Here is a 22,511-nt window from a genome sequence, read left to right as displayed (position 1 = left end):
CGCGAAAGCGGATTCTTTGCTACCACAAGGGTCCTGTTCGGACACCGTGCATTGTTCTTCGCGGCCATGCCCGCTCTTGCAACTGAATGATGATCACGAACAAGCAAAAAACCCGGCCGAAGCCGGGTTTCCTGTTGCAACGTACCGCTTAGACCTTGCTTTCGAGCTCAGGGACCAGCTCGAACAGATCGCCTACCAGGCCGTAGTCAGCTACCTGGAAGATCGGCGCTTCTTCGTCCTTGTTGATCGCCACGATCACCTTGGAGTCCTTCATGCCAGCCAGGTGCTGGATGGCACCGGAGATGCCCACTGCGACGTACAGGTTCGGTGCAACGATCTTGCCGGTCTGGCCAACCTGCATGTCGTTGGGTACGAAGCCTGCGTCAACCGCGGCGCGCGAGGCACCGACCGCAGCGCCGAGCTTGTCGGCGAGCTTGTACAGCATCTCGAAGTTCTCGCCGTTCTGCATGCCACGACCGCCGGAGATGACGATGTCGGCACCCGCCAGCTCGGGACGATCCGACTTGGCCAGCTCTTCACCAACGAAGCTGGACACACCGGCATCCTGCGCGCTGGAGACGTTCTCGACGCTGGCGCTGCCGCCTTCGCCGGAGACCGGGTCGAAACCGGTGGAACGTACGGTGATGACCTTGACCGAAGCGCTGGACTGCACGGTGGCAATGGCGTTACCGGCGTAGATCGGACGGGTGAAGGTATCAGCGCTGTCGACACCGGAGATCTCGGAGATCTGATCGACGTCCAGCAGGGCAGCAACGCGCGGCATGTAGTTCTTGCCGTTGGTGCTGGCGCTGGCCAGGATGTGGCTGTAGTTCTTGCCGAGTTCGGCAATCAGCAGGCCCATGTTTTCCGGCAGCTGGTGCGCGTAGGCCGCGTTGTCAGCCAGCAGCACCTTGGACACGCCTTCGATCTTGGCAGCGGCGTCAGCCACGGCCTGGCAACCTTCACCGGCAACCAGCACTTCGATGTCACCGCCGATGGCCTTGGCCGCAGCCACTGTGTTCAGAGTCGAGGCGATGAGCTCGGCGTTGTTGTGTTCTGCAATAACCAGAGTTGTCATGTTCAGATCACCTTGGCTTCGTTCTTGAGTTTGTCGACCAGCTCGTCGACGCTCTTGACCTTGATGCCGCCCTTGCGTGCAGCTGGCGACTCGACCTTGAGAACCTTGACGGTGGAGCTGGTGCTCACGCCGAGGTCGTCAGGCTTGATGGTTTCCAGCGGCTTCTTCTTCGCCTTCATGATGTTCGGCAACGAAGCGTAGCGCGGCTCGTTCAGGCGCAGGTCAGTGGTGACGATGGCCGGAAGCTTCAGGTCAACGGTCTGCAGGCCGCCGTCGATTTCACGGGTAACCTTGACGCGCTCGCCATCGACATTGACTTCAGAGGCGAAGGTACCCTGGCCGTAGCCGGACAGCGCAGCCAGCATCTGGCCGGTCTGGTTGTTGTCCGAGTCGATCGCCTGCTTGCCAAGAATGACCAGCTGGGGCTGTTCCTTGTCGACCACACCCTTGAGCAGCTTGGCGACGGCCAGCGAGCTCAGTTCTTCGGTGCTTTCGACCAGAATGGCGCGGTCGCAACCCAGAGCCAGCGCGGTACGCAGCTGTTCCTGAGCGGCAGTCGGGCCAACCGATACGGCGACGATTTCAGTCGCCACGCCTTTTTCTTTCAGGCGCACGGCCTCTTCCACGGCGATTTCGCAGAAGGGGTTCATCGACATCTTGACGTTGGCGAGATCGACACCGGTGTTGTCCGCTTTGACGCGAACCTTGACGTTGTAATCGACCACGCGTTTAACCGCTACTAGTACCTTCATGGCAGCCTCGCTTGAGTGAATCGATAAGGCAAAGCGCGATGCGCTGCCTTATTTGGTGACCAGAACGATAAAATCGTTCACAAAATCGACGCCGGGGCATCATTTATTCAGAATTTGTTATCATGCCGACCGCACTCTTTAGGGTCAAGTTGGGTCTAGATAAAAAGTCGTATTGAACGCGCGACACATCTTTGCGTTGGAGCGACCTATTCGGGCTGATATAATGCCCGGCTAAACCGATCACGGAAGATCTCACGACAAATCGATTTTGATTGGGCCTAAAGTAGGAGATACATAGTGGAACGCGAATTCATGGAGTTTGACGTTGTCATCGTCGGTGCCGGCCCGTCCGGTCTCGGTGCGGCCTGTCAGCTCAAGAAGCAGGCAGCGGAAAAAGGTCAGGAAATCAGCGTCTGCGTTGTGGAAAAAGGCTCCGAAGTGGGCGCCCACATCTTGTCTGGCGCGGTAATCGAAGCCCGTGCGCTGACCGAACTGTTCCCCGACTGGAAAGAGTTGGGCGCCCCGCTGAACACCGAAGTCACGCGCGACGACATCTATTTCCTCACCGGCCCGGAGAAAGGCAACAAGCTGCCCAACTTCCTGGTGCCCAAGACCATGCACAACGAGGGCAACTACATCGTCTCCCTCGGTAACGTATGCCGCTGGATGGCCCAGCAGGCCGAAAACCTCGGCGTCGAAATCTACCCCGGCTTCGCCGCGCAGGAAGCACTGATCGACGAAGAAGGCATCGTTCGTGGGATCGTCACCGGCGACCTGGGTGTTGACCGTGAAGGCAACCCGAAGGAAGGCTTCTATACCCCAGGTATGGAGTTGCGTGCCAAGTACACCCTGTTTGCCGAAGGCTGCCGCGGACACATCGGCAAGCAGCTGATGGCCCGTTACAACCTGTGCGACGAGTCCGACCCGCAGCACTACGGCATCGGCATCAAGGAAATCTGGGACATTGACCCGGCCAAGCACGAGCAGGGTCTGGTGGTACACACCGCCGGCTGGCCGCTGGACGTGATGGGCAACGAGAACACCGGTGGCTCGTTCCTCTATCACCTGGAGAACAACCAGGTCGTGGTGGGTCTGATCGTGGACCTGTCGTACAGCAACCCGCACCTCTCACCGTTCGACGAGTTCCAGCGCTACAAGCACCATCCGGTCATCAAGCAGTATCTGGACGGTGGCAAGCGCGTCTCCTATGGCGCCCGCGCGATCTGCAAGGGTGGATACAACGCCCTGCCGAAGATGGTCTTCCCCGGCGGCGCGCTGATCGGTTGTGATCTGGGCACGCTCAACTTCGCCAAGATCAAGGGCAGCCATACGGCGATGAAATCCGGCATGCTGGCTGCTGACGCCATCCTGGAAGCACTGGCCGGCGGTAGCGAAGGCGGCGATCTGCTCAACGGCTACGTCGAGAAATTCAAGGGCAGCTGGGTATATGACGAACTGTACCGCTCGCGCAATTTCGGGCCGGCGATTCACAAGTTCGGCGCTTTCTTCGGCGGTGCCTTCAACTTCGTCGACCAGAACATCTTCAGCGGCAAGAGCCCGGTAACACTGCGCGATCTCACTCCGGACTACGCGTGCATGAAGAAGGCAGACGAAGCGCCGAAGATCGAGTATCCCAAGCCGGACGGCGTGCTGAGCTTCGACAAGCTGTCTTCGGTGTTCCTGTCGAACACCAACCATGAAGAAGACCAGCCGGTTCACCTGAAGCTGAAGGATCCGAGCATCCCGATCGAGAAGAACCTGCCGCTGTACGACGAGCCTGCGCAACGCTATTGCCCGGCCGGTGTATACGAAGTTGTCGACGCCGACAACGGTGAAGGCAAGCGCTTCCAGATCAACGCCCAGAACTGTGTGCACTGCAAGACCTGTGACATCAAGGATCCTTCGCAGAACATCAACTGGGTGGCGCCGGAAGGCACCGGTGGTCCGAATTACCCCAACATGTGATGTTGGCGGCATAAAAAACCCGGCGAAAGCCGGGTTTTTTATGTGCATTGCAACCTGAACTATCAGGCCCAGATCTTCCCCTGCACAATCCATCGAGGGTTCCGGTGGGAGCGGCGCCAGCCGCGATGGACCGCTCGCCGCTCAGATGTTGGCCATCAACCCCGCGACCGGCTCGTCATGCAAAGGGATCACATCGACCGCTACGGTCAGGGTGTGCTCCCCGCCCCCGGTCATTACCCCTTTCAAAGGCGTCACGTCGGCAAAGTCCCTGCCCCAGCCGAGAATCACATAGCGCTCGTCCGGCAAGCAGCCGTTGGTGGGATCGATCTCGAGCCAGCCCCAACCGGGAATGAATACAGCGACCCAAGCGTGCGTGGCATCCGCGCCGACCAGTTTCTGCTGCCCCTCAGGCGGCTTGGTTTCCATGTATCCACTGACGTAGCGAGCCGCCAGGCCTAGCGAGCGCAGACAGCCGATGGCCAGGTGAGCGAAATCCTGGCATACCCCGCGCCGGTTGGCCAACACGTCGCGTAGAGGTGTGGCGATGGTCGTCGACTCGGGATCGTAGGTAAACTCGGCATAGATGCGCTGATTGAGTTCGAGCACCGAGTCCAGCAGATTGCGGCCAGCACCGAAACTGATGATAGCCAGATCAGCCAGGCTGCGATGCGCATGAATGAATGGCGAATCGAGTGCATAGAGCCGTGCGTCCAGACTGTCGCGGTTGCTGTTCACCGTGTCCTGGCGCATCTCGCGAACTGCGTCCTCCCAGGCGATGCTGGAGAAGAAGTCCTGAGATGGCCGCGGGCGCGGGAAGGTCTGGATGTCGCTGTTTACATCGACCTGCAGGCTTTCATGCAGACTCTCGATCGAGAAGTACACTACGCGGTTACCGAAGAAATCGGTCCGCTCGCGCATCCGTTCGGGCTGCGGCGAGATGACCATGCTCGTGTTGTCGCATAGCTGCCACGGCAACGAACGCGGCAGAATCCGTGCCTCGTTGTGGCTGAGCGTAACCGAGCCGCTGTATTCGTAGCGGGTGGTGTGTCGTAGGTGGTATCTCATGGGCGCCGTGGTCAGGTCAGGTTGTACTGAACGGTCACCAGCTGCCGCGGACTTTCCACGTGACTGAAATGACTGTGCGAAATCGCATTGGAGAGTTCGGCCATCGGGCCGATCAATCCATCCAGCAAAGTGGTCAGCGCCTCGCGGGCGTCGGCCGAGCGCTCCAGATTGGTCAGCTTGTCGATGTCCACCAGGTGCAGTCGGCTGGTCGCTTCGATGATCAACCGGGTCTCCAGGTTGCGATACGGAGAGCTACCGGGGGAAGGGAGCTTCTCGATCTGCCGGCCGAGTCGCTTGAGCATGTAGCCGATCGACCGTGGATTGGTCTCGTCGAACAGCAGCAAGTCGAGGATCGCCGAAGGATGCAGCTGGGACCGGTAGCGCCGCCGGTACACGGTGAAATTGTCGGTGGACGAGAGAACCACTTCCCACAAAGGGATACCCGGCTGACTGGCCGTGAGCAGCGCCAGTTTCAACAATTCCAGACTCCCCAGAGCGCGTTCGATAAATCGACCGATATCGAGGAAACGCCAGCCGTAGTGATGCGGCATGGTTTCGTTGCACAGCCCAAAGAACGCGGACAGGTCAATCATCATGGCTTCGAGATGCCGCTGGCCGACCACCACGCCACGGGTACGCGAAATGGTGTTGAACCGCTGCCGCATGCTGTTGATCGCTCGCCAGGTATCGTCGCCCAGATGGTCGCGCACCGCCCGGCTGTTGCGGACAAAGTGTCCGAAAAGCACCGGTAGGCCGTCAGGCTGGTCGTCAGCGAATAGCTGCAAGAGCCGGTCACGAGTGGCCAGATAATCGCGACCGAAGCGACCGTATCCCAGCGGCGGCACGGCTGCACTTTCAGTCTCTTCCGGTTCCAGCGTAATTTCGAGTGCTGTCAGCAGGTCCGGCAACACGTTGGAGCCTGATTCGTGGCGGTCTTCCTGCAGCAGACGCGCAAGTGCCTCACGAAGCAGCCTTGATCGGGTATCGAGCCGCTCGCCATAGCGGCCCATCCAGAACAGACTTTCGGCCACGCGGCAAGGCAGGTCCTTGCCATCGCGGGTGACCACGATAGGTCCCTGGGCCTGGCGTAGCAGACTGATATGCGGTTGCGGCACGGGCGCCAGTACCCAGACATCCTTGACTGTACGACTTTGCAGCAGCGGCGCACCCGGCTCGCCGACCCAGGCCAGGCCGCCCGGCATAATGCGGAAATTGCGCTCGCTGACCGGTTTCTTCAGGTCGTCGGGCTCGACTAGACTGAAGAATCGCAAGGTGGTGTGCTGCCGTTCGAGCAACCGGGTCTGCGGATTGAACCCGGGCGTTACTGCAGACTCGAGCAGGCGCTGCGCGGTGAACATGTGCGGCCGCCGTGTCAGGTCTGATCGCAAGTCCTTCAGCGCATCGAGACTCATCTGATCGGGACGCAGCACCTTCCCCGGCCGAGCGATATCCCGGAGGAGCCAGTCATCCATGGAGTGGTTGATCGTCTCGATCGATTCGGGATTACCACACCAGAGCGTCTCGCGGCACGGCAGGATAAGCTCTTCGCCGAGGAAGTGCCGACACAGACGAGGCAGAAACGCAGACAGGGCTGGATGCTCCAGCACGCCAGCTCCGAGCGCGTTGGCGATACGCACCTCGCCGTTGCGGGCTGCCTGCAACAGCCCAGGGACACCGAGCAGCGAGTCGGCACGCAACTCCAGCGGGTCGCACCAGGGATCATTAATCTGGCGCACGATGACGTCTACCTGCATCAATCCACCCAGGGTGCGCATCGCAACCTGGCCGTCACGCACCACCAGGTCATCACCCTCTACCAGAGCAAAGTTCATGTAGTTGGCCAGCCAGGCATGCTCGAAGTAACCGGCGCTACCCGGGCCCGGCGACAACAAAACGATATTCGGCTGCTCGCGCTGGGTGTTGGCGAGACTCGCCAGACAACGATGCTGAGCCTGGAGAAAGCCCGCCAGGCGCTTGATCGGCGCATCGCGATAAATGCTCGGCAAGGCGCGAGCGAGGGTGATGCGGTTTTCCAGTGCATAGCCTGCACCGGAGGGCGACTGGGTCCAGTCCGCCAGCACCTGCCAGCGGCCGTACTGGTCGCGGATGACGTCGGTACCGTGGAAGATCAGCAGCGGGCGTTCGAGGTGGGACGGCGAGTCAGCGGCTGCGAACAGAAAGCCCGGATGCGTGAATACCAGTTCCGGAGGCAAAAGCCCGTCCTGGATTACCCTCCGCTCGCCATACAGGTCATCGAGCAAGTGCTCCAGCAACCGGCTGCGCTGCTTCAGGCCTGCTTCCAGATCCTGCCATTCTTCGGTGCTGATTACCCACGGCATGGTGTCGAGCTGCCAGGAGCGCAGCTGACCGGGGTCATCTTCATAGGGATTGAAGGTGACGCCGTTCTCGTGAAGCAGGTTCTGCGCTTCCTCGAATCGGCTGGAGAGCATGTCCGGCCCCAACTGGGCGAAGTCATCCAGCAGCGCTTGCCAGTGCGCGCGCGGCTGACGATCCTCGTTGTAGACCTCGTCGTGGGCGGCGTGCCCAGGGTATTCCCCGAGCAGCGCTTTGACCGCAGGGTCCATTTTGCCGGAAGGCTGCATGTTATGTTCCGCTAGACCCTGACCGGGAGGCGCCTCGATGGTAAAACCAGGCCGGCATTATAGCCCAGGCGGCCTGATCGCCGCACGGCGCAAATCGAGGGTATGCGGATATTCCTGACCGGGTGCCTGCTCGATCCGCACGATCCGGCCCTGGGTATGCCCGTGATCCCAGAAACGCGCCATGCGCCGGGCCTCCGCTTCGTTCGCGTTGACCGGGAAGGTCTCGTAGTTGCGTCCTGCCGGATGCACCACGTGGTAGGTGCATCCGCCCATCGAGCGTTGATTCCAGGTGTCTACCAGATCGAAGACCAGCGGCGCATGCACCGCGATGTTCGGGTGCAGTGCAGAGGGTGGTTGCCAGGCGCGAAAACGCACCGCGGCGACCGCTTCGCCCGGCACGCCAGTGGACTGCAGCGGCACTTGCACCCCGTTGCAGGTCAGCACATGACGCGAGGCATTGAAGTCGCTGACCTTGACCTCGACTCGCTCGACCGACGAGTCCACGTAGCGCGCAGTAGCTCCGCCTGCGGTCTCTTCTCCCAGCACGTGCCAGGGTTCAATGGCCTGACGGATGCGCAGGCCGACGCCCTGGTAACGGACATCGCCAATATGCGGAAAGCGAAACTCCAGAAACGGTGCAAACCACTCCTGTTCGAACGGGAAGCCATGGGCGCGCAGATCGGCGACGACCTCTCCGAGATCTTCCCAGATGAAGTGCGGCATCATCCACTTGTCGTGCAACGCTGTACCCCAGCGCACCAGCGGTTGCCGATAGGGTTCGGCGAAAAAGCGTGCCACCAGCGCGCGGATAAGCAGCTGCTGCATCAGGCTCATTTCGGGATGCGGTGGCATTTCGAACCCGCGCAGTTCCAGTAGGCCAAGTCGCCCGGTAGCCGAGTCCGGTGAATACAGCTTGTCGATGCAGAATTCGGCGCGATGGGTGTTGCCGGTAATATCGGTGAGCAGATGACGCAAGAGCCGGTCCACCAGCCACGGTTGCGGCACCTCCCCTTTCGGCATCTGCCCGAGCGCGATTTCCAGTTCATACAGCGCTTCGTGGCGCGCCTCGTCGACGCGCGGCGCCTGGCTGGTCGGTCCGATGAACAGTCCAGAGAAGAGAAAGGAGAGGCTCGGGTGGTGCTGCCAGAAGGTCAGCATGCTGGCCAGCAGGTCCGGTCGGCGCAGAAACGGCGAATCGGCCGGTGTCTGTCCGCCAAGGGTGACGTGGTTTCCGCCGCCAGTGCCGGTGTGACGGCCGTCCAGCATGAACTTCTCGGTACCCAGACGCGTCAGGCGCGCCTCCTCATACAGAATGCGCGTATTGCGAACCATGTCCTTCCAGCTCGCAGCCGGCATGACGTTGACTTCGATTACGCCCGGATCCGGCGTGATCATGAACTTCTCGATGCGCGGATCCGATGGTGGCGGATAGCCTTCGACACACACCGGCATGTTCAGGTGCGCCGCGGTTTGCTCGACGGTCGCCAGCAGCTGGATGTAGTCCTCGAGCTGCACCAGCGGAGGGAGGAAGACGAACAGCTTGCCGTCACGCGGCTCGATACAAAGCGCGGTTCCGATCACCCCGCTGTCGACCATATCCGGTTGTTGCTCCTGCCAGTCCTGTCCAGAGCCCTGATGATGGCGGCCCATATCGCGGATCTTCGCCGCCTGCTGGTCGTTGTAACGGCTGGCGACCTCGCCGTGAATATCAGGCAACGCCGGTAGCGGCTCGAAGAGTGAGCGCGGCAAAGGTTCGTCGCGCTTGGCAATCGGCAGGGCCGACAGCGGCAGGCGCAAGCCCATCGGCGAGTCACCGGGAACCAGGAAGAGATGGTCGCGCCGGACCGGCCAGGCGCCGCTTTCCCATTCATCGCCCTTGACGCTCTTGGCCAATGGCAAGGCGAGACCGGTGAGCGAATCGAGTCCGCGTTCGAGCAACCTGGCCAGGCGCGCACGGTTTTCGTCGTCGTCCAGGTCCGCCTCAAGCAGGTCGATATCCACCGGCTGGGTCTGCTCCAGCCACAGGTAGTAGTAAGCATCCTCGTAACAGGGGATCAGGAAGCGGTCGCTAAGCCCAAGCCGCCCGACCAGCTCGCGGGCAAAGATTCGCGCGTCGTCTTCGTTGATGTCGTAATCGGTGTCCATATCGGCCAGCCAGCGGTCGTCCTGCCACATCGGCTGCCCGTCTCGGCGCCAATAGCAGGCCAGCGCCCAGCGCGGAAGCGGCTCGCCCGGATACCATTTACCCTGCTGGTAATGGATCAGCGACCGCGGCGCGTAGTGCGGCCGCAGTCGCTTGAGCAATTGCTCGGAAAGCCCTCTTTTGGTCGGACCCTGCGCCGCAATGGTCCATTCTGGTGCATCCATGTCGTCGATCGAGACGAAAGTGGGTTCGCCACCCATGGTCAGGCGCACATCAAGCGCGTCGAGTTGTGCGTCCACCTGCTGGCCCAATGACTCGATGCGTTTCCATTCGTCTTCGGTATACGGCTTGGTGACGCGCGGGTCTTCGTGGACCCGCGTGACCGTCATGTCAAAGCCGAATTCGACCTCGCACGGCTCGGTCGCTCCGGTGATCGGCGCAGCGCTGGATGGCTCTGGCGTGGCGGCCAGGGGGAGATGCCCTTCGCCAGCGAACAAACCGGAGGTAGGATCCAGGCCGATCCAGCCGGCACCGGGAATGAACACCTCGCACCAGGCATGCAGATCGGTGAAGTCGACGTCCGTCCCAGACGGCCCGTCCAGAGCCTTGACGTCGGCGGTGAGCTGGATCAGGTAACCGGATACGAAGCGCGCTGCCAGGCCCAACTGACGGAATATCTGCACCAGCAGCCAGGATGTATCACGGCAGGAGCCGCGCTTGAGCTCGAGGGTTTCCTCGTGAGTCTGTACGCCAGGCTCCATACGGATGAGATATTCGATGTGCTGCGACAGCCGCTGGTTGATGTCGACGAGAAAGTCGCTAATCGGCCGTTCATCCTGCGGAACGGACTCGAGCCACTTGTTCAACAGCGGGCCAGCTTCGGACTTCTCCAGGTACGGCCCTAGCTCCTTGCGCAGCGCTTCGGGGTACTCGAAAGGGAAATGCTCGGCGTATTCCTCGACAAAGAAATCGAAGGGATTGACCACCGTCATCGGGATTTGCAGCTCGACGGTGACGTGCAGGTGATCGATCTTTTCCGGGAACACCAGCCGCGCGACATGGTTGCCGAATGGATCCTGCTGCCAGTTGAGGAAATAGTCCCCTCCTTCGACCTTCAGGCTATAAGCCTCGATCGGCGTCCTGCAATGCGGTGCGGGCCGCAGGCGAACCTGATGCGGTGCCACGGATACCGGCTTGTCGAAGTCGTAACGCGTGGAATGCCTGAGTGCTACACGGATGGTCATCTATCAGTTCCCGGGGTTGAGGCTCGAGTCTGTCGCTACGCCTGAGCTGGCCCAGTGGCGAAAGCAATGGCTATGCCAACGATTCATGGCGAGCTTTGCGTGCCGGTGACGGGCGCTTTCCGTCTCGCCTGCTAAGCTGATATCACCAGCATGTGACATACACAGCATAGCCCTATTTGAGCGATCGTCTCGCTGTTCTGCCGCCCCGCCGCACCGCCTCGCTGGTATGGCAATTGCAGCGCAACGTTCACCACTACCTGCCGACAGAGTAGATGAATGAGCAAAGTGAACTGGGACCAATACACCGCCAAAGGCTTTTACGACGAACTTATCGCTGCGCCGGGAAAGCCGCGCCCCGAGGCTGCCATGCTCTGCAAGTACCTTGCGGATCTGGATGCCCGCGAGCTGGCGGAGCACAAGACCGCCGCAGAAGTCGCCATACAGCTGATGGGGATCACCTTCACGGTGTATACCGAAGGCAGCATGATCGACCGTGCCTGGCCGTTCGATATTGTGCCGCGAATCATTCCGCTGGCTGAATGGCAGAAGACCGAGGCCGGGCTCAAGCAGCGCGTGCAGGCGCTGAACATGTTCATCGATGATCTCTACCACGATCAGCGAATCATCAAGGACAAGGTCTTTCCCGCGGAGATTCTGGAGCAGTCGGTCAACTTTCGCCCGCAATGCGTCGGGGTGAAGACACCGCACAACGTCTGGGCGCACATCTGTGGCTCCGATCTGGTCCGCGACAAGGACGGAACGCTTTACGTGCTCGAAGACAATTTACGGGTACCGTCCGGCGTCTCCTATATGCTGGAAAACCGCAACGTGACCAAGCGCGTTCTGCCGGACCTGTTCGCAACCGGCCGGATCCAGCCGGTCGATGACTACACCTCCCAGCTCTACGATATGCTGGCTTCCATGTCGCCTCGGCCCGGCGACGACCCGGTTATCGTCATCCTGACGCCCGGCATTTACAACTCGGCGTACTACGAACATTCCTATCTCGCACAGCAGATGGGCATTCAGTTGGTCGAAGGCAGCGACCTGTACGTAGGCGACGACGACTGCGTGTACATGCGCATGATCGACGGCGTGTCCCGGGTCGACGTGATCTACCGCCGCGTCGATGACATGTTCATCGATCCGGAGGTGTTCAATCCCGACTCCGCGCTCGGGGTGCGAGGGCTGATGCGCGCCTGGCGCGCCGGTAACGTTGCCCTGGCCAACGCACCCGGCGCCGGGGTAGCGGACGACAAGGTGGTGTACGCCTTCGTACCGCAGATCATTCAGTACTATCTTGGCGAAGAACCCTTGCTACCCAACGTGCCCAGCTATCTATGCATGTTCGACAAGGATCGCGAGTACGTGCTGGCCAATCTCGACAAGCTGGTCGTCAAGCCGGCGAACGAATCGGGCGGCTACGGCATGCTCATCGGGCCGCACGCCACTGCCAAGGAGCGTGAGGCATTCGCTGATCTGATCAAGGCCAACCCGCGCAATTACATGGCTCAACCGACGCTGAGCCTGTCCACGTCCCCCACCTTGTGCGGCGACGAACTCGAAGGCCGTCATGTCGACTTGCGCCCGTTCATTCTCTCCGGAGAAAAACCCTGGGTGACTACCGGCGGGCTGACGCGGGTGGCGCTGACCAAGGGTTCGCTGGTAGTCAACTCGTCGCAGGGCGGCGGCAGCAAGGACACCTGGATCGTCGACGGCGCGGGGAACTGATCATGCTTTCAAGAGTTGCAGAGAACATCTATTGGCTCGCCCGCTACCTGGAGCGCGCCGAAGACACCGCCCGGCTGCTCAGCGTCAGCAGCAACTTGATGCTGGATCTGCCAAGGCCAACCAAGCTGGGCTGGGCGGAGATCATCGCCATAACCGGTAACGACGCACTGTTCGATGAGCACTACTCGGTTCGTGACGAGTCGAGCGTCCTGGCGTTCATGTGCGGCGACACCCGCTACTCCGGCTCGATTCTGTGCTCATTGAATTCGGCGCGTGAGAACCTGCGTACGACCCGGGACATCATCCCGCGGGAGATCTGGGAAGAGGTCAATCATCTGTTCCTAAGCGTCAAGGAGCAGGTCGAACAGGGCATCACACCGCGCCGTCGCGACGCCTTCCTCGGCCGGGTAATCCGCAGTTGCCAGACGGTAAACGGGCTGATTGAGGGGACGCTCAGCTATACCCAGGCACGGACCTTCCTGATGCTTGGCCGGCAGATAGAACGCGCCGACATGACCACACGCATCATCGATGTGCGATCGGCCAATCTGTTGCCGAAGAACGCAGAGGAACTGACGCCCTTCGAGAATCTCCAATGGATGAGCGTACTCAAGTCCCTGAGCGGCTATCAGATGTATCGCCAGCACGTTCGTCTGCGCGTTCGCGGCCCGGATGTGCTGCGCTTCCTGCTTCAGGATCGGCAGTTTCCGCGCTCGGTATGCTGCTCGCTCGACCGGCTGACGGTCGCTTTGCGCAGCCTGCCACGGCACGAACAGGCTTTGCAGGAGGTCGAAAGCTGCGTCAATGACATTTCCGCAGCCGAGATCGCGCGTCTGGCGGCGGAGCCGGAACGTCTGCACGCCTTCGTCGACGAGATCCAGATCGACTTTACCGATTTGCATGAAGCTATCCGTCAGACCTACTTCGCCAGGCCTGATGAAGCAACTCAACATCAGCAGCAGTCATAGGAGCCACTCGGTGCGCTCCGGTTGACCCGATGGAGCGCACCTGAAATGACTTATTTCGATCGTCTGGTCGAACGTACTAATGGCAAGCATCTGTTCGATTATCATCCCAATGGTCATGTGCAGCGCTGCCGTTGCGGCCAGGCCGTGTTCTTTGACAATCTCTCGTGCGTCCGCTGCAGTACCGACCTGGGCTACCATCCGACCGCGGGCGACCTGCTCAGCATCGAATCGACTGCGAACGGCCAATGGCGCGTCGTCAGCGAAGGCCCACAGCACGGCAATGCCTACGCGCGCTGCGCCAATGCGCAGGGTCCAGCCCAATGCAACTGGCTGGTGACCGACTCGGCAAGCGCGCCCTTCTGCATCGCCTGCTCGCTGAACCTGACCATTCCCGACCTTAACCTGATCGACAATGCCGAACACTGGGCTCGCATCGAACAGGCCAAGCGCCGCCTGGTCGCGCAGTTGATTCTGCTCGGATTGCCCGTGGTGTCACGCAAACTCGACGGGCAACAGGGTCTGGGATTCAATTTCCTGCGTCAGACGCCCGGTGGCGACCCGGTCATGACCGGCCATGCCGACGGAGTGATAACGCTGAATGTGGATGAGGCCGACCCATCGCACAGGGAAAAGGTGCGAGAGAACATGCACGAGCCCTACCGCACCCTGCTCGGCCATTTCCGCCACGAATCGGGCCACTACTACTGGGATCGGCTCGTCCGCGACTCCGCCTGGCTCGAACCGGTGCGACAGCTGTTCGGCGATGACCGCATGGATTATCAAGAGTCCTTGCAGAAGCATTACAACGAAGGCCCTCCGGCTGACTGGAACCAGCATTACATCAGCAGCTATGCCGCCACCCATCCCTGGGAAGACTGGGCCGAAACCTGGGCGCACTATCTGCACATGACCGACACGTTGAACGTAGCGCTGGATTACGGGCTTCAGGTGGAAACGCTTGCCCTGCAGACCGACCCGTTCGACAGCAGCGTATTGGCTGGCTGCCGGGCCGGGGATGCCGATCCGGTGGATTTCCTGGCGTTCATCAACCGGTGGGTGCAGCTGTCCAGTGTGCTGAACGTCCTGGCGCGCAGCATGGGTATGCCGGACCTGTACCCGTTCGTGCTGAATGTGGACAGTTTGCGCAAACTGTTTCTGGTGCACGCCGTAGTCTCGGACTACGGCAGCGCCGGGTGACGCGTCAGGCGGCGATGGTCGGGATCAGCTCCGGCCCCTGTGGATCGAAAGGCAGCGGGGGCAGGCCGTGAATGGCCCTTGCGCGCTGACAGGTCGGGCTGGCCTGACCGTTTTTCGCCGTGATAGGAAAAATCACGACAAGCACTGGAGCGCTTGTCGTAGATGCTGCAGCGCACGCCGTCGCCAATGCTGCCTAGCAACGCGACGCATCGCGGGCTCGGCTGATTGGTTCCCTGCATGCAGCTGTAATAGTGATTGACCTGCTCGGTGAGATGCGAGGGGATGCTTCCCTCCGGGGCGGCATCGGTCTCGCCCCAATAGAATGAAACCCTGAATGTGGCACAACAGGCGCCGCAGTTCAGACAGGGCACGTCGCTCATTTCATCGGATACCTCGGGTGGCTTCGGAGCGCAATTTGTACTGTGTCTCAAGCCCTCCGCACAAGTTGCCGAACCCCGCTTCGAAAAATATATTTATCTCACCCGCCAACTGCTTATGCCTGCTCATAAACAAAGGCCGGGCGGCCTTGGTCTGGCGCGCCAAACAGGTACTATCATCGGCTTGGCACACGGAACAGGATTCAAGCATGACCAGCGACTCAAGCATCATCGCCGGACTGGATACGACACGTCTGGCGCGTATCGGCGAACATCTGCAATCCCGATATCTCGAACCGGGAAAACTGCCCGGCACGCTTACCCTCGTTGCCCGTCGTGGTGAGATCGCGTATCTGGACATGCGTGGCCAGATGGATGTCGAACGTGACAAGCCAGTGCAGCGCGACACCCTGTTCCGGGTGTACTCGATGACCAAGCCGATCACGTCTATCGCGCTGATGCAGCTGTACGAACAGGGCCGGTTTCTTCTGGATGATCCAGTACACAAGTACATTCCGTCCTGGAAGAACCTGCAGGTATACAAGGCGGGCGTTCACCCGACCTTCATGACGACGGCTGTTTCGAGACCGATGACGATCCGCGATCTGCTGACGCATCAGTCCGGCCTGACCTATGGCTTCATGAACCGCACCAATGTCGATGCGGCATATCGTGCGCTCAAGCTCGATGGTGGGCCTGGGTTGACGCTGGAGCGGCTGATCGACGAACTCTCTCGCCTGCCCCTTGAGTTCTCGCCCGGGAGCGCCTGGAACTATTCTGTCTCCACCGACGTATGCGGGTACCTGGTGCAGGTGCTGTCCGGCATGGAGCTGACCGATTATTTCGTCGAGCACATTTTCCGGCCGCTGGGCATGACGGATACCTTTTTTACCGTCCCTGCTGACCGCATTGATCGATTCGCTGCCTGTTATCAATACAAGCCGGGCGACAGGTTCACCCTGCAGGACGATCCCCAGCAATCGAACTTCACCAGGGCGCACGGCTATCTTTCCGGTGGTGGCGGACTGGTCTCCACCGTGGATGATTACTATCGATTCGTGCAGGCGCTGGCTAATGGCGGCGAGTTGAACGGCGCTCGAATCATCGGTCGCAAGACCCTGGAGTTCATGCACATGAACCATCTGCCGGACAATCAGGACCTTCCGACGGTGTCTGTTGGCTCGTTCAGCGAAACGCCGTACGAGGGAACCGGCTTCGGCCTGGGTTTCTCCGTCAAGACCGATGTCGCCAAGTCGCAGACCAACGGCTCTACCGGCGAGTACGGCTGGGGCGGAATGGCCAGCACGAATTTCTTCATCGACCCGGTGGAAGACCTGTCGATGATCTTCATGACCCAGCTTATCCCCTCTTCCAGCTATGCGATCCGGCAGGAACTGCGGGCGATCATTTACGGTGCACTGGTGGACTGAGTGCTCGCATTGTAGGAGCGCACCTGGGCGCGAAGACGGGGGCGTAGGCAGCGCTTGCACCGGTTACGTGGTGCATCCTTCTTCGCGGTCATGCCCGCTCCTACATAAGCCCCGCTGGGGCGGGGAATGCCAGCCTAGGACAGAGCTTGTCACCTGGCTGTAACACCCTTTTGTCATGCTGCTGTCACAGAACACGACGTGACCCGCCATGGCTGAAACGCTTCATCAAATTCAACGTCATCTTCCAGAACATCTGCAACTCGACAGCCTGCTCGACCAGGGTGCTCGGCACTTGCGCAGCCACGTTGCCGATACAGTGTGTATCAATGGCATAGGCATCCCTCTTCGCGTCATCGAGCTAGGCAGCCGCAGCGAAACCGCTCCGGTAATCGGCTTTTTCGGTGGTGTGCACGGCGTCGAGCGGATTGGCACGCAGGTCTTGCTGTCCTGGTTGCATAGTCTCATCCATCGGTTGGAATGGGATGCGAGCCTCAGCAGTCAGCTCGAACAGGTCAGGCTGGTGTTCATGCCGATGATCAATCCCGGGGGCATCTGGCACCGCACGCGCAGCAACCTCAACGGCGTGGACCTGATGCGCAACGCGCCCGTCGAAGCCATGGGACCGGTGCCCTGGCTGGTGGGCGGCCACCGACTCAGTCCGCATCTGCCCTGGTATCGGGGGGACCGCGATGAACCGATGCAGGCAGAGGCCGCCGCGCTGGTGCGCACGGTCCAGGAGCGCCTGCTCACGGCGCCCTTTTCGCTCAGTGTGGATTGTCATAGCGGCTTCGGCAGGCGCGACCGGATATGGTCCAGCTACGCCCGCAGCCATCGGCCGATCGAACACATTGGCGAGGTCTTTGCGCTCAAGCAACTGTACGAGCGAACCTTTCCCAACCACCACCCCTACATCATCGAGCCGCAGTCGATCAACTACACCACCCACGGCGATCTCTGGGACTACCTGTACGACCACGCCCGTGACGCACATCCGCAGAACATCTTTCTGCCATTCACACTCGAGATGGGGTCCTGGCTCTGGGTGCGCAAGAACCCGAAGCAGATGCTCGATTACTTCGGCTACTTCAATCCAGTGATCAGCCACCGAAAACGGCGGGTGCTGCGTCAACACCTGCCCTTGTTCGAATTCCTTACCAACGCCACCCAATGCTGGCGCAACTGGATCCCCGCGCCGGACAAGCGTGACGAACTCGCCCGCCAGGCGATTGCCCAATGGTTTCTGCCGGGCCAGTGACAGACGTCTTCCTGTAACACTGCCCTGCCATCCTCGCTGCGTTTTCATCAACCAGCCCCCGAGGGCGAGAGACGGAGTAGCGGCTTCATGAAAGGTATGTCACGGCGAGATTTTCTTCGGGTTTCCGGCTTGGCGCTGGGAGGAGTGGTCGTCTCGACCGGTTTGCAGGGATGTCTGAGTGGCAGTGGCTCGTCCAATCGATCCGAGCCGGAACCCGCGCCAGTCCTGCGTCAGGTCGCCTTCCAGCATGGTGTGGCCAGTGGCGATCCGCTAGCCGACCGGGTCATCATCTGGACGCGCGTTACCCCGCTTGACGAGCAGACGGCGGACATCGCAGTTCAGTGGGAAGTGGCGGCCGATGCCGGGTTCACCGAGCTTCTGCATAGCGGCAACGCTCGCACCAGCGCGGACCGCGACTACACACTCAAGGTGGACGTGCAGAATCTCGAACCGGGCAAGCGGTATCACTATCGCTTCGTCTCGAACAGCGTTACCTCTCCAGCGGGCAGCATGAAAACCTTGCCCTCCGCTGGCATCGAACAGGTGCGCTTCGCCGTGTTGTCCTGTTCCAACTACCCCGCCGGCTACTTCCATGTATATGCCGCAGCTGCGAAGGAAGCCGACCTCGACGCCGTGGTTCACCTGGGCGACTACATTTACGAGTATTCGATGGGCGGTTACGCGACCGAAGATGCTGAAGCCATGGGCCGCGCATTGCCCGTGGACAACGATGTCGAGACGCTCGCCCTGGCCGACTATCGCAAGCGCTACGCCTTGTATCGCACCGACTCGGACCTGCAGACGCTGCATGCCGCCGCGCCGATGATCGCGGTGTGGGATGACCATGAAATCACCAACGACACCTGGCGCGACGGTGCCGAGAACCATAACGAGGGTGAAGGCGAGTTCACGGAGCGCAAGCTTGCTGCCTTGCAGGCGTATTTCGAATGGATGCCGATACGGCCGGCCGATCCGAACGACGAGTTGACCATCTACCGCAGCTTCGATTTCGGCGACCTGGTCAGTCTGCACATGCTCGACACGCGGGTAATCGGACGCGATGAACAGCTGTCCTACGGCACCTACACGACCGAGTCAGGCTTCGATGCTCAGGCTTTCGCAGCCGACGCCAGCGACTCAAGCCGCACTTTACTCGGACAAACGCAGATGGACTGGCTCCAGGCGCGCCTGGCGAATTCCACCGCCACCTGGCAGGTGCTCGGCCAACAAGTACTGATGGGCCGCATGATGCTCCCGGCAGAGTTGCTGACCGCGCTTGGCAACCCCAGCGGGGGCGATTTGCTGACCCAGTTCAGCGAACTGGTGCAGATCAAGCTGCGCATGCAGATGAACGACCCCACCCTGACCGCCGCCGAGATTGCGCGCGTCGAGACGGTCATCCCGTACAACCTGGATGCCTGGGACGGCTACGCCTACGAGCGTGAAGTGATTCTGGGTCTGAGCCGCTCGCTGGACAAGAATCTGGTGGTGCTCGCCGGCGATACCCACAATGCCTGGGCGAGTGATCTCGAGACACTTGATGGCTCGGCAGTGGGCGTCGAATTCGCGACCGCATCGGTCACCTCGCCGGGGCTGGAAAGCTATCTTGCAGTGCCACCAGACATGATAGGCCAGACCGAGCAGGTGATCACCACGTTGGTCGACCCCCTGCGCTATCTCAACGCCAGCCAACGCGGCTACCTCATCGTGACGTTCAACGACGAGCAGGCGCGGGCCGACTGGCGCTTCGTCGACACGGTCAAACAGCGCAGCCATTCAATCGACGCGGCACGCAGCAAAACGCTGACCACCTTCATCGGCTCGGCCAACCGGCGCCTGGTAGCCAGCAGCTGAGCAGAGCCCGCCGACAAACCCCTCGTGGCTGATTCAAGGATCCACGCGCCCCCGCAGCGCCTTGACCTTGCCACGAGCGGTTTTGCTGTCGACCCGCTTCTTTTTGGCAGTGCGGCTGGCCCGTGTCGGGCGCCGCGGCTTCTGCACCACGACCGACTCGTTGATCAGTTCCTGCAGCCGACGTATGGCGTCCTCCCTGTTCTGCTCCTGATTGCGATACTGCTGCGCCTTGATCACCACGACCCCGTCGCGCGTGACGCGATGATCAGACAACGCCAGAAGCCTCTCCTTGAAAAAATCCGGCAGGCTCGAGCTCCGAATATCAAAGCGGAGGTGAATCGCGCTAGACACCTTGTTGACGTTTTGCCCCCCGGCGCCCTGGGCCCGGATGGCGGTGATTTCCAGCTCAGACTCGTCAAGCGAAACATTGTGAGACAGTTCGATCATTGCGATTCCCGATTGAACTAAGCGAAGCGGATTGGACTCAACAAGGCTAAAGGAGAAAAGGACGATGCACAAAACTCCACTGCTCGGCGCCCTCCTGGTTGCTTCGAGCCTTGCGCATGGACAACAGGCACCTACGGAAGACGACGGTTCCGATCTACCTGAGTGGACCGTTGAAAAAATTGACCCCTGGCATGACAACGTATCGCGCTGGGTCACCAATACATCTCGCAGCATCGACGGTTTCTTCGGAACGGACGACTACCGTGCCGTGAACAACGAGTCCTACCTCAGACTCACTCAGGAATTCGAGTACATGCAGCGCGAAGGATTCGATTCGGATACCGGGATACGCTTCAAACTCGACCTTCCCACCACCAAGGAACGGCTGCGTCTGATTATCGAAAGTGACCCCGAGGAAACCCGGGGCACCCTTGCCGACGCGCCGGCAGAGCGTATCCTGCGGGACCGCAACGTCAGCAGCAGTTCGATCATTGGCCTCAGCCAGTTCGGCGGGAACGACAAGACCCTTGCTTGGGAAACCCGCGCCGGCGCCGGTGTGAAGTTTCGCTTTCCGCTGGACCCTTATGTACGCCTTACCGCAGAGCGTTTGTGGGGCCTAGGTGAAGGTCCCTGGCAACTCGAGTCCTACAACCGTGCGTCCTGGTTCAACAGTGATGGCTACTCGGTCCGTACGCGCTGGGACTTTGGTCGCCCCCTCGATGAAGCCCGGCACCTGCGCTTCATCAGCAACGTTCAGTGGCGTGAAGAATACGACACACTGGAGTTCGCTCAGAGCGTCGAACTGAACCGTATTCTCAGTGAGCGCAGCGCCTTGCGCTATGCGGCAGCCGCGGTGGGCACAAGCTTTTCGCGGCCCCGGATGAACGACTATGTCGTGCTTGCGCAGTATCGCCGCGATCTGCACAAGGACATCATCTTCGTGGACGTGGTGCCCGAACTGCGCTTCACCCGCGAACACGATTTTGATCCCCGCGTCGGAATCACCCTGCAGTTCGAAATGTACTTCCGTGGCGAAGTCACCAATCGTCGACGCACCAGTGCCGGCCTGGATAACCTGGGCAGCTCGGTCGCGCGTGATATCGCCTTAGCCGGCCGCCGCGCCGGACCCCAGGGCGTGGTAGCGAGAGGCCCCGCGCTGCAGGAAAGCGACTATCCAGCGCATCATTAGCGGCCCGTCGATCTCGGCGTTGAGCGAAGCGTGCCCGGCACGCAAACGCTCAGCGGGGATCAAGCCTTCCCGAGCATTCATCAGGTCGCAGGAATAGCCCTTGCAAAACTCGGGGTGCCCCTGAACGCTCATGAAATGCTCTCCGTACTGCACCAGGTAGTAATTGCAGAACTCACTGTGCGCCAATACTTCCGCCTGAGGCGGTAGCAGCATCACCTGATCCTGGTGGCTGACGATGAGATCTAGCTTGTCCTGCCAGGGCTCCATCCAGGGCTTGCGAGCGGTGACCCGGTTGAAGGACACGCCGACTCCCCACCCCTTGTCCGACTTCCGCACCTCACCGCCAAGCGCCTGTGCCATCAGCTGATGTCCGAAACAGATACCGACGAGGGGCTTGTGTCGCTCCCATAGCGCGACGACAAACGCCTCCAGCTCCGCAATCCATGGCAAGCCGTCATAGACCCCGTACTTGCTTCCCGTCGTCAGATACGCATCGCAGGCATCGACGTGCTCGGGCAGTTCGCCATCCTGCGTCCGAAATACCTGCACCTCCGCTGAAGGGATGTGCTGCCGCAGCAGCCGCAGAAACATTTCCGGGTAATTACCATGCCTGGCCTGCAGGCTGGCGGTCACATCATCGCATTGCAACAATCCAAGCTTCATTCCGCGCCTCGTTAATGCACATTCCCACTGCCGGCGGCCGCTAGCGCGCCGTCGGCTTCTTCAGTCCTGCTCGCCGATATCCTCGTTCCAGAGTTGCGGTTGATCTCGGATGAAGTCGCGCATCATGGCGACACATTGCTCATCCTGAAGAACCGTCACCTCCACGCCCCGTGAGCGCAGAAAGTCCTCTTCTCCCTGGAAAGTAACGTTCTCCCCGACAATGACGCGAGGAATGCCGTAGAGCACGATCGCCCCGCTGCACATCGAGCACGGTGACAGCGTGGTGTACAAGACCGACTCGGCATAGACTTCGGCCGGTTGCCGCCCGGCATTTTCGAACGCAGACATCTCGCCATGCAGGATCGCGCTGCCCTTCTGAACACGAAGGTTATGTCCCCTGCCGATGATTCGCCCGCGGTGCACGATAACCGAGCCGATCGGAATACCGCCCGAAGCCAGACCTTCACGCGCCTCGTCGATCGCTACCTGCATGAAAGCGTCCATAGCCACCTCTGAAATTTGACGTTGCGTTTCATCTCTGCAAGCACCG

The 22,511-nt window shown here is 60.6% G+C and carries 16 protein-coding genes and 1 pseudogene; 8 read left to right on the top strand and 9 right to left on the bottom strand.

The genetic code is table 11. From position 1 onward, the window contains the following. Positions 1-148: 148 nt before the first annotated feature. Both BLT85_RS05880 and BLT85_RS05875 read right to left on the bottom strand, forming a co-directional pair. Positions 149-1,078 (bottom strand): electron transfer flavoprotein subunit alpha/FixB family protein, encoded by a 930-nt coding sequence (locus tag BLT85_RS05880; RefSeq protein ID WP_093392282.1) that lies wholly within the window; start codon positions 1,076-1,078, stop codon positions 149-151. 2 nt (positions 1,079-1,080) lie between these two features. After that, positions 1,081-1,830, bottom strand: coding sequence for an electron transfer flavoprotein subunit beta/FixA family protein (locus tag BLT85_RS05875; protein ID WP_093392281.1), 750 nt, complete (start codon positions 1,828-1,830; stop codon positions 1,081-1,083). 297 nt (positions 1,831-2,127) lie between these two features. Between BLT85_RS05875 and BLT85_RS05870 the strand changes: the two genes are divergently transcribed. Next, a complete protein-coding gene (locus tag BLT85_RS05870) occupies positions 2,128-3,795 on the top strand; it encodes an electron transfer flavoprotein-ubiquinone oxidoreductase (protein ID WP_093392280.1) in 1,668 nt (555 codons plus the stop codon). A gap of 141 nt (positions 3,796-3,936) precedes the next feature. Here BLT85_RS05870 and BLT85_RS05865 read toward each other — a convergent pair whose 3' ends face one another. From BLT85_RS05865 to BLT85_RS05855, 3 genes are read right to left on the bottom strand one after another with little or no spacing between them, the layout of a single operon-like run. Then, a complete protein-coding gene (locus tag BLT85_RS05865; RefSeq protein WP_093392279.1) occupies positions 3,937-4,860 on the bottom strand; it encodes a transglutaminase family protein in 924 nt (307 codons plus the stop codon). A gap of 11 nt (positions 4,861-4,871) precedes the next feature. Continuing rightward, positions 4,872-7,463: a circularly permuted type 2 ATP-grasp protein gene (locus BLT85_RS05860; protein WP_093392278.1), complete on the bottom strand. Its 2,592-nt coding sequence runs from the start codon at positions 7,461-7,463 to the stop codon at positions 4,872-4,874. Positions 7,464-7,520: 57 nt separating this feature from the next. After that, entirely contained in the window at positions 7,521-10,850 is a 3,330-nt protein-coding gene (locus tag BLT85_RS05855; protein ID WP_093392277.1) for a transglutaminase family protein, read from the bottom strand. A gap of 276 nt (positions 10,851-11,126) precedes the next feature. Between BLT85_RS05855 and BLT85_RS05850 the strand changes: the two genes are divergently transcribed. From BLT85_RS05850 to BLT85_RS05840, 3 genes are read left to right on the top strand one after another with little or no spacing between them, the layout of a single operon-like run. Next, the gene (locus BLT85_RS05850; RefSeq protein ID WP_093392276.1) at positions 11,127-12,581 is read left to right on the top strand and encodes a circularly permuted type 2 ATP-grasp protein; all 1,455 of its coding nucleotides are present in this window, start codon (positions 11,127-11,129) and stop codon (positions 12,579-12,581) included. 2 nt (positions 12,582-12,583) lie between these two features. Continuing rightward, positions 12,584-13,549, top strand: a complete 966-nt coding sequence (locus BLT85_RS05845) for an alpha-E domain-containing protein (RefSeq protein WP_093392275.1) — start codon at positions 12,584-12,586, stop codon at positions 13,547-13,549. 45 nt (positions 13,550-13,594) lie between these two features. Further along, complete coding sequence (locus tag BLT85_RS05840; protein ID WP_093392274.1) at positions 13,595-14,746, top strand: zinc-binding metallopeptidase family protein; 1,152 nt, start codon at positions 13,595-13,597, stop codon at positions 14,744-14,746. 4 nt (positions 14,747-14,750) lie between these two features. On the opposite strand, the pseudogene BLT85_RS05835 reads toward BLT85_RS05840, so the two are convergent. Next, positions 14,751-15,126 (bottom strand): annotated as a pseudogene (locus BLT85_RS05835) (YkgJ family cysteine cluster protein). A 206-nt stretch (positions 15,127-15,332) separates the two neighbouring features. Between BLT85_RS05835 and BLT85_RS05825 the strand changes: the two are divergent. The 3 genes from BLT85_RS05825 (at position 15,333) to BLT85_RS05815 (ending at position 19,662) form a co-directional block, all read left to right on the top strand. Then, on the top strand, positions 15,333-16,553 hold the full coding sequence (locus tag BLT85_RS05825; RefSeq protein ID WP_093392272.1) for a serine hydrolase domain-containing protein: 1,221 nt from the start codon (positions 15,333-15,335) through the stop codon (positions 16,551-16,553). 208 nt (positions 16,554-16,761) lie between these two features. Further along, positions 16,762-17,808, top strand: coding sequence for a DUF2817 domain-containing protein (locus BLT85_RS05820; protein ID WP_093392271.1), 1,047 nt, complete (start codon positions 16,762-16,764; stop codon positions 17,806-17,808). A gap of 87 nt (positions 17,809-17,895) precedes the next feature. Further along, positions 17,896-19,662, top strand: coding sequence for an alkaline phosphatase D family protein (locus BLT85_RS05815; protein WP_093392270.1), 1,767 nt, complete (start codon positions 17,896-17,898; stop codon positions 19,660-19,662). A 33-nt stretch (positions 19,663-19,695) separates the two neighbouring features. Here the strand turns inward: BLT85_RS05815 and arfB are convergent, their stop codons facing one another. Beyond that, complete coding sequence (arfB, locus tag BLT85_RS05810; RefSeq protein ID WP_093392269.1) at positions 19,696-20,109, bottom strand: alternative ribosome rescue aminoacyl-tRNA hydrolase ArfB; 414 nt, start codon at positions 20,107-20,109, stop codon at positions 19,696-19,698. A 64-nt stretch (positions 20,110-20,173) separates the two neighbouring features. Between arfB and BLT85_RS05805 the strand changes: the two genes are divergently transcribed. Continuing rightward, the gene (locus BLT85_RS05805; protein ID WP_197673872.1) at positions 20,174-21,298 is read left to right on the top strand and encodes a hypothetical protein; all 1,125 of its coding nucleotides are present in this window, start codon (positions 20,174-20,176) and stop codon (positions 21,296-21,298) included. Here the strand turns inward: BLT85_RS05805 and BLT85_RS05800 are convergent. Further along, positions 21,215-21,961, bottom strand: a complete 747-nt coding sequence (locus tag BLT85_RS05800) for a glutamine amidotransferase-related protein (RefSeq protein ID WP_093392268.1) — start codon at positions 21,959-21,961, stop codon at positions 21,215-21,217. The two genes, BLT85_RS05805 and BLT85_RS05800, sit on opposite strands and share 84 nt — an antisense overlap. A 60-nt stretch (positions 21,962-22,021) precedes the next feature. Next, a complete protein-coding gene (locus tag BLT85_RS05795; RefSeq protein WP_093392267.1) occupies positions 22,022-22,465 on the bottom strand; it encodes a nucleoside deaminase in 444 nt (147 codons plus the stop codon). Positions 22,466-22,511: the final 46 nt, after the last annotated feature.

The organism is Halopseudomonas xinjiangensis (assembly GCF_900104945.1).
Classification (GTDB): Bacteria; Pseudomonadota; Gammaproteobacteria; order Pseudomonadales; family Pseudomonadaceae; genus Halopseudomonas; species Halopseudomonas xinjiangensis.
Note: the sequence above shows the minus strand (reverse complement) of the source record. Positions and strands in the feature narration are given on the sequence as shown.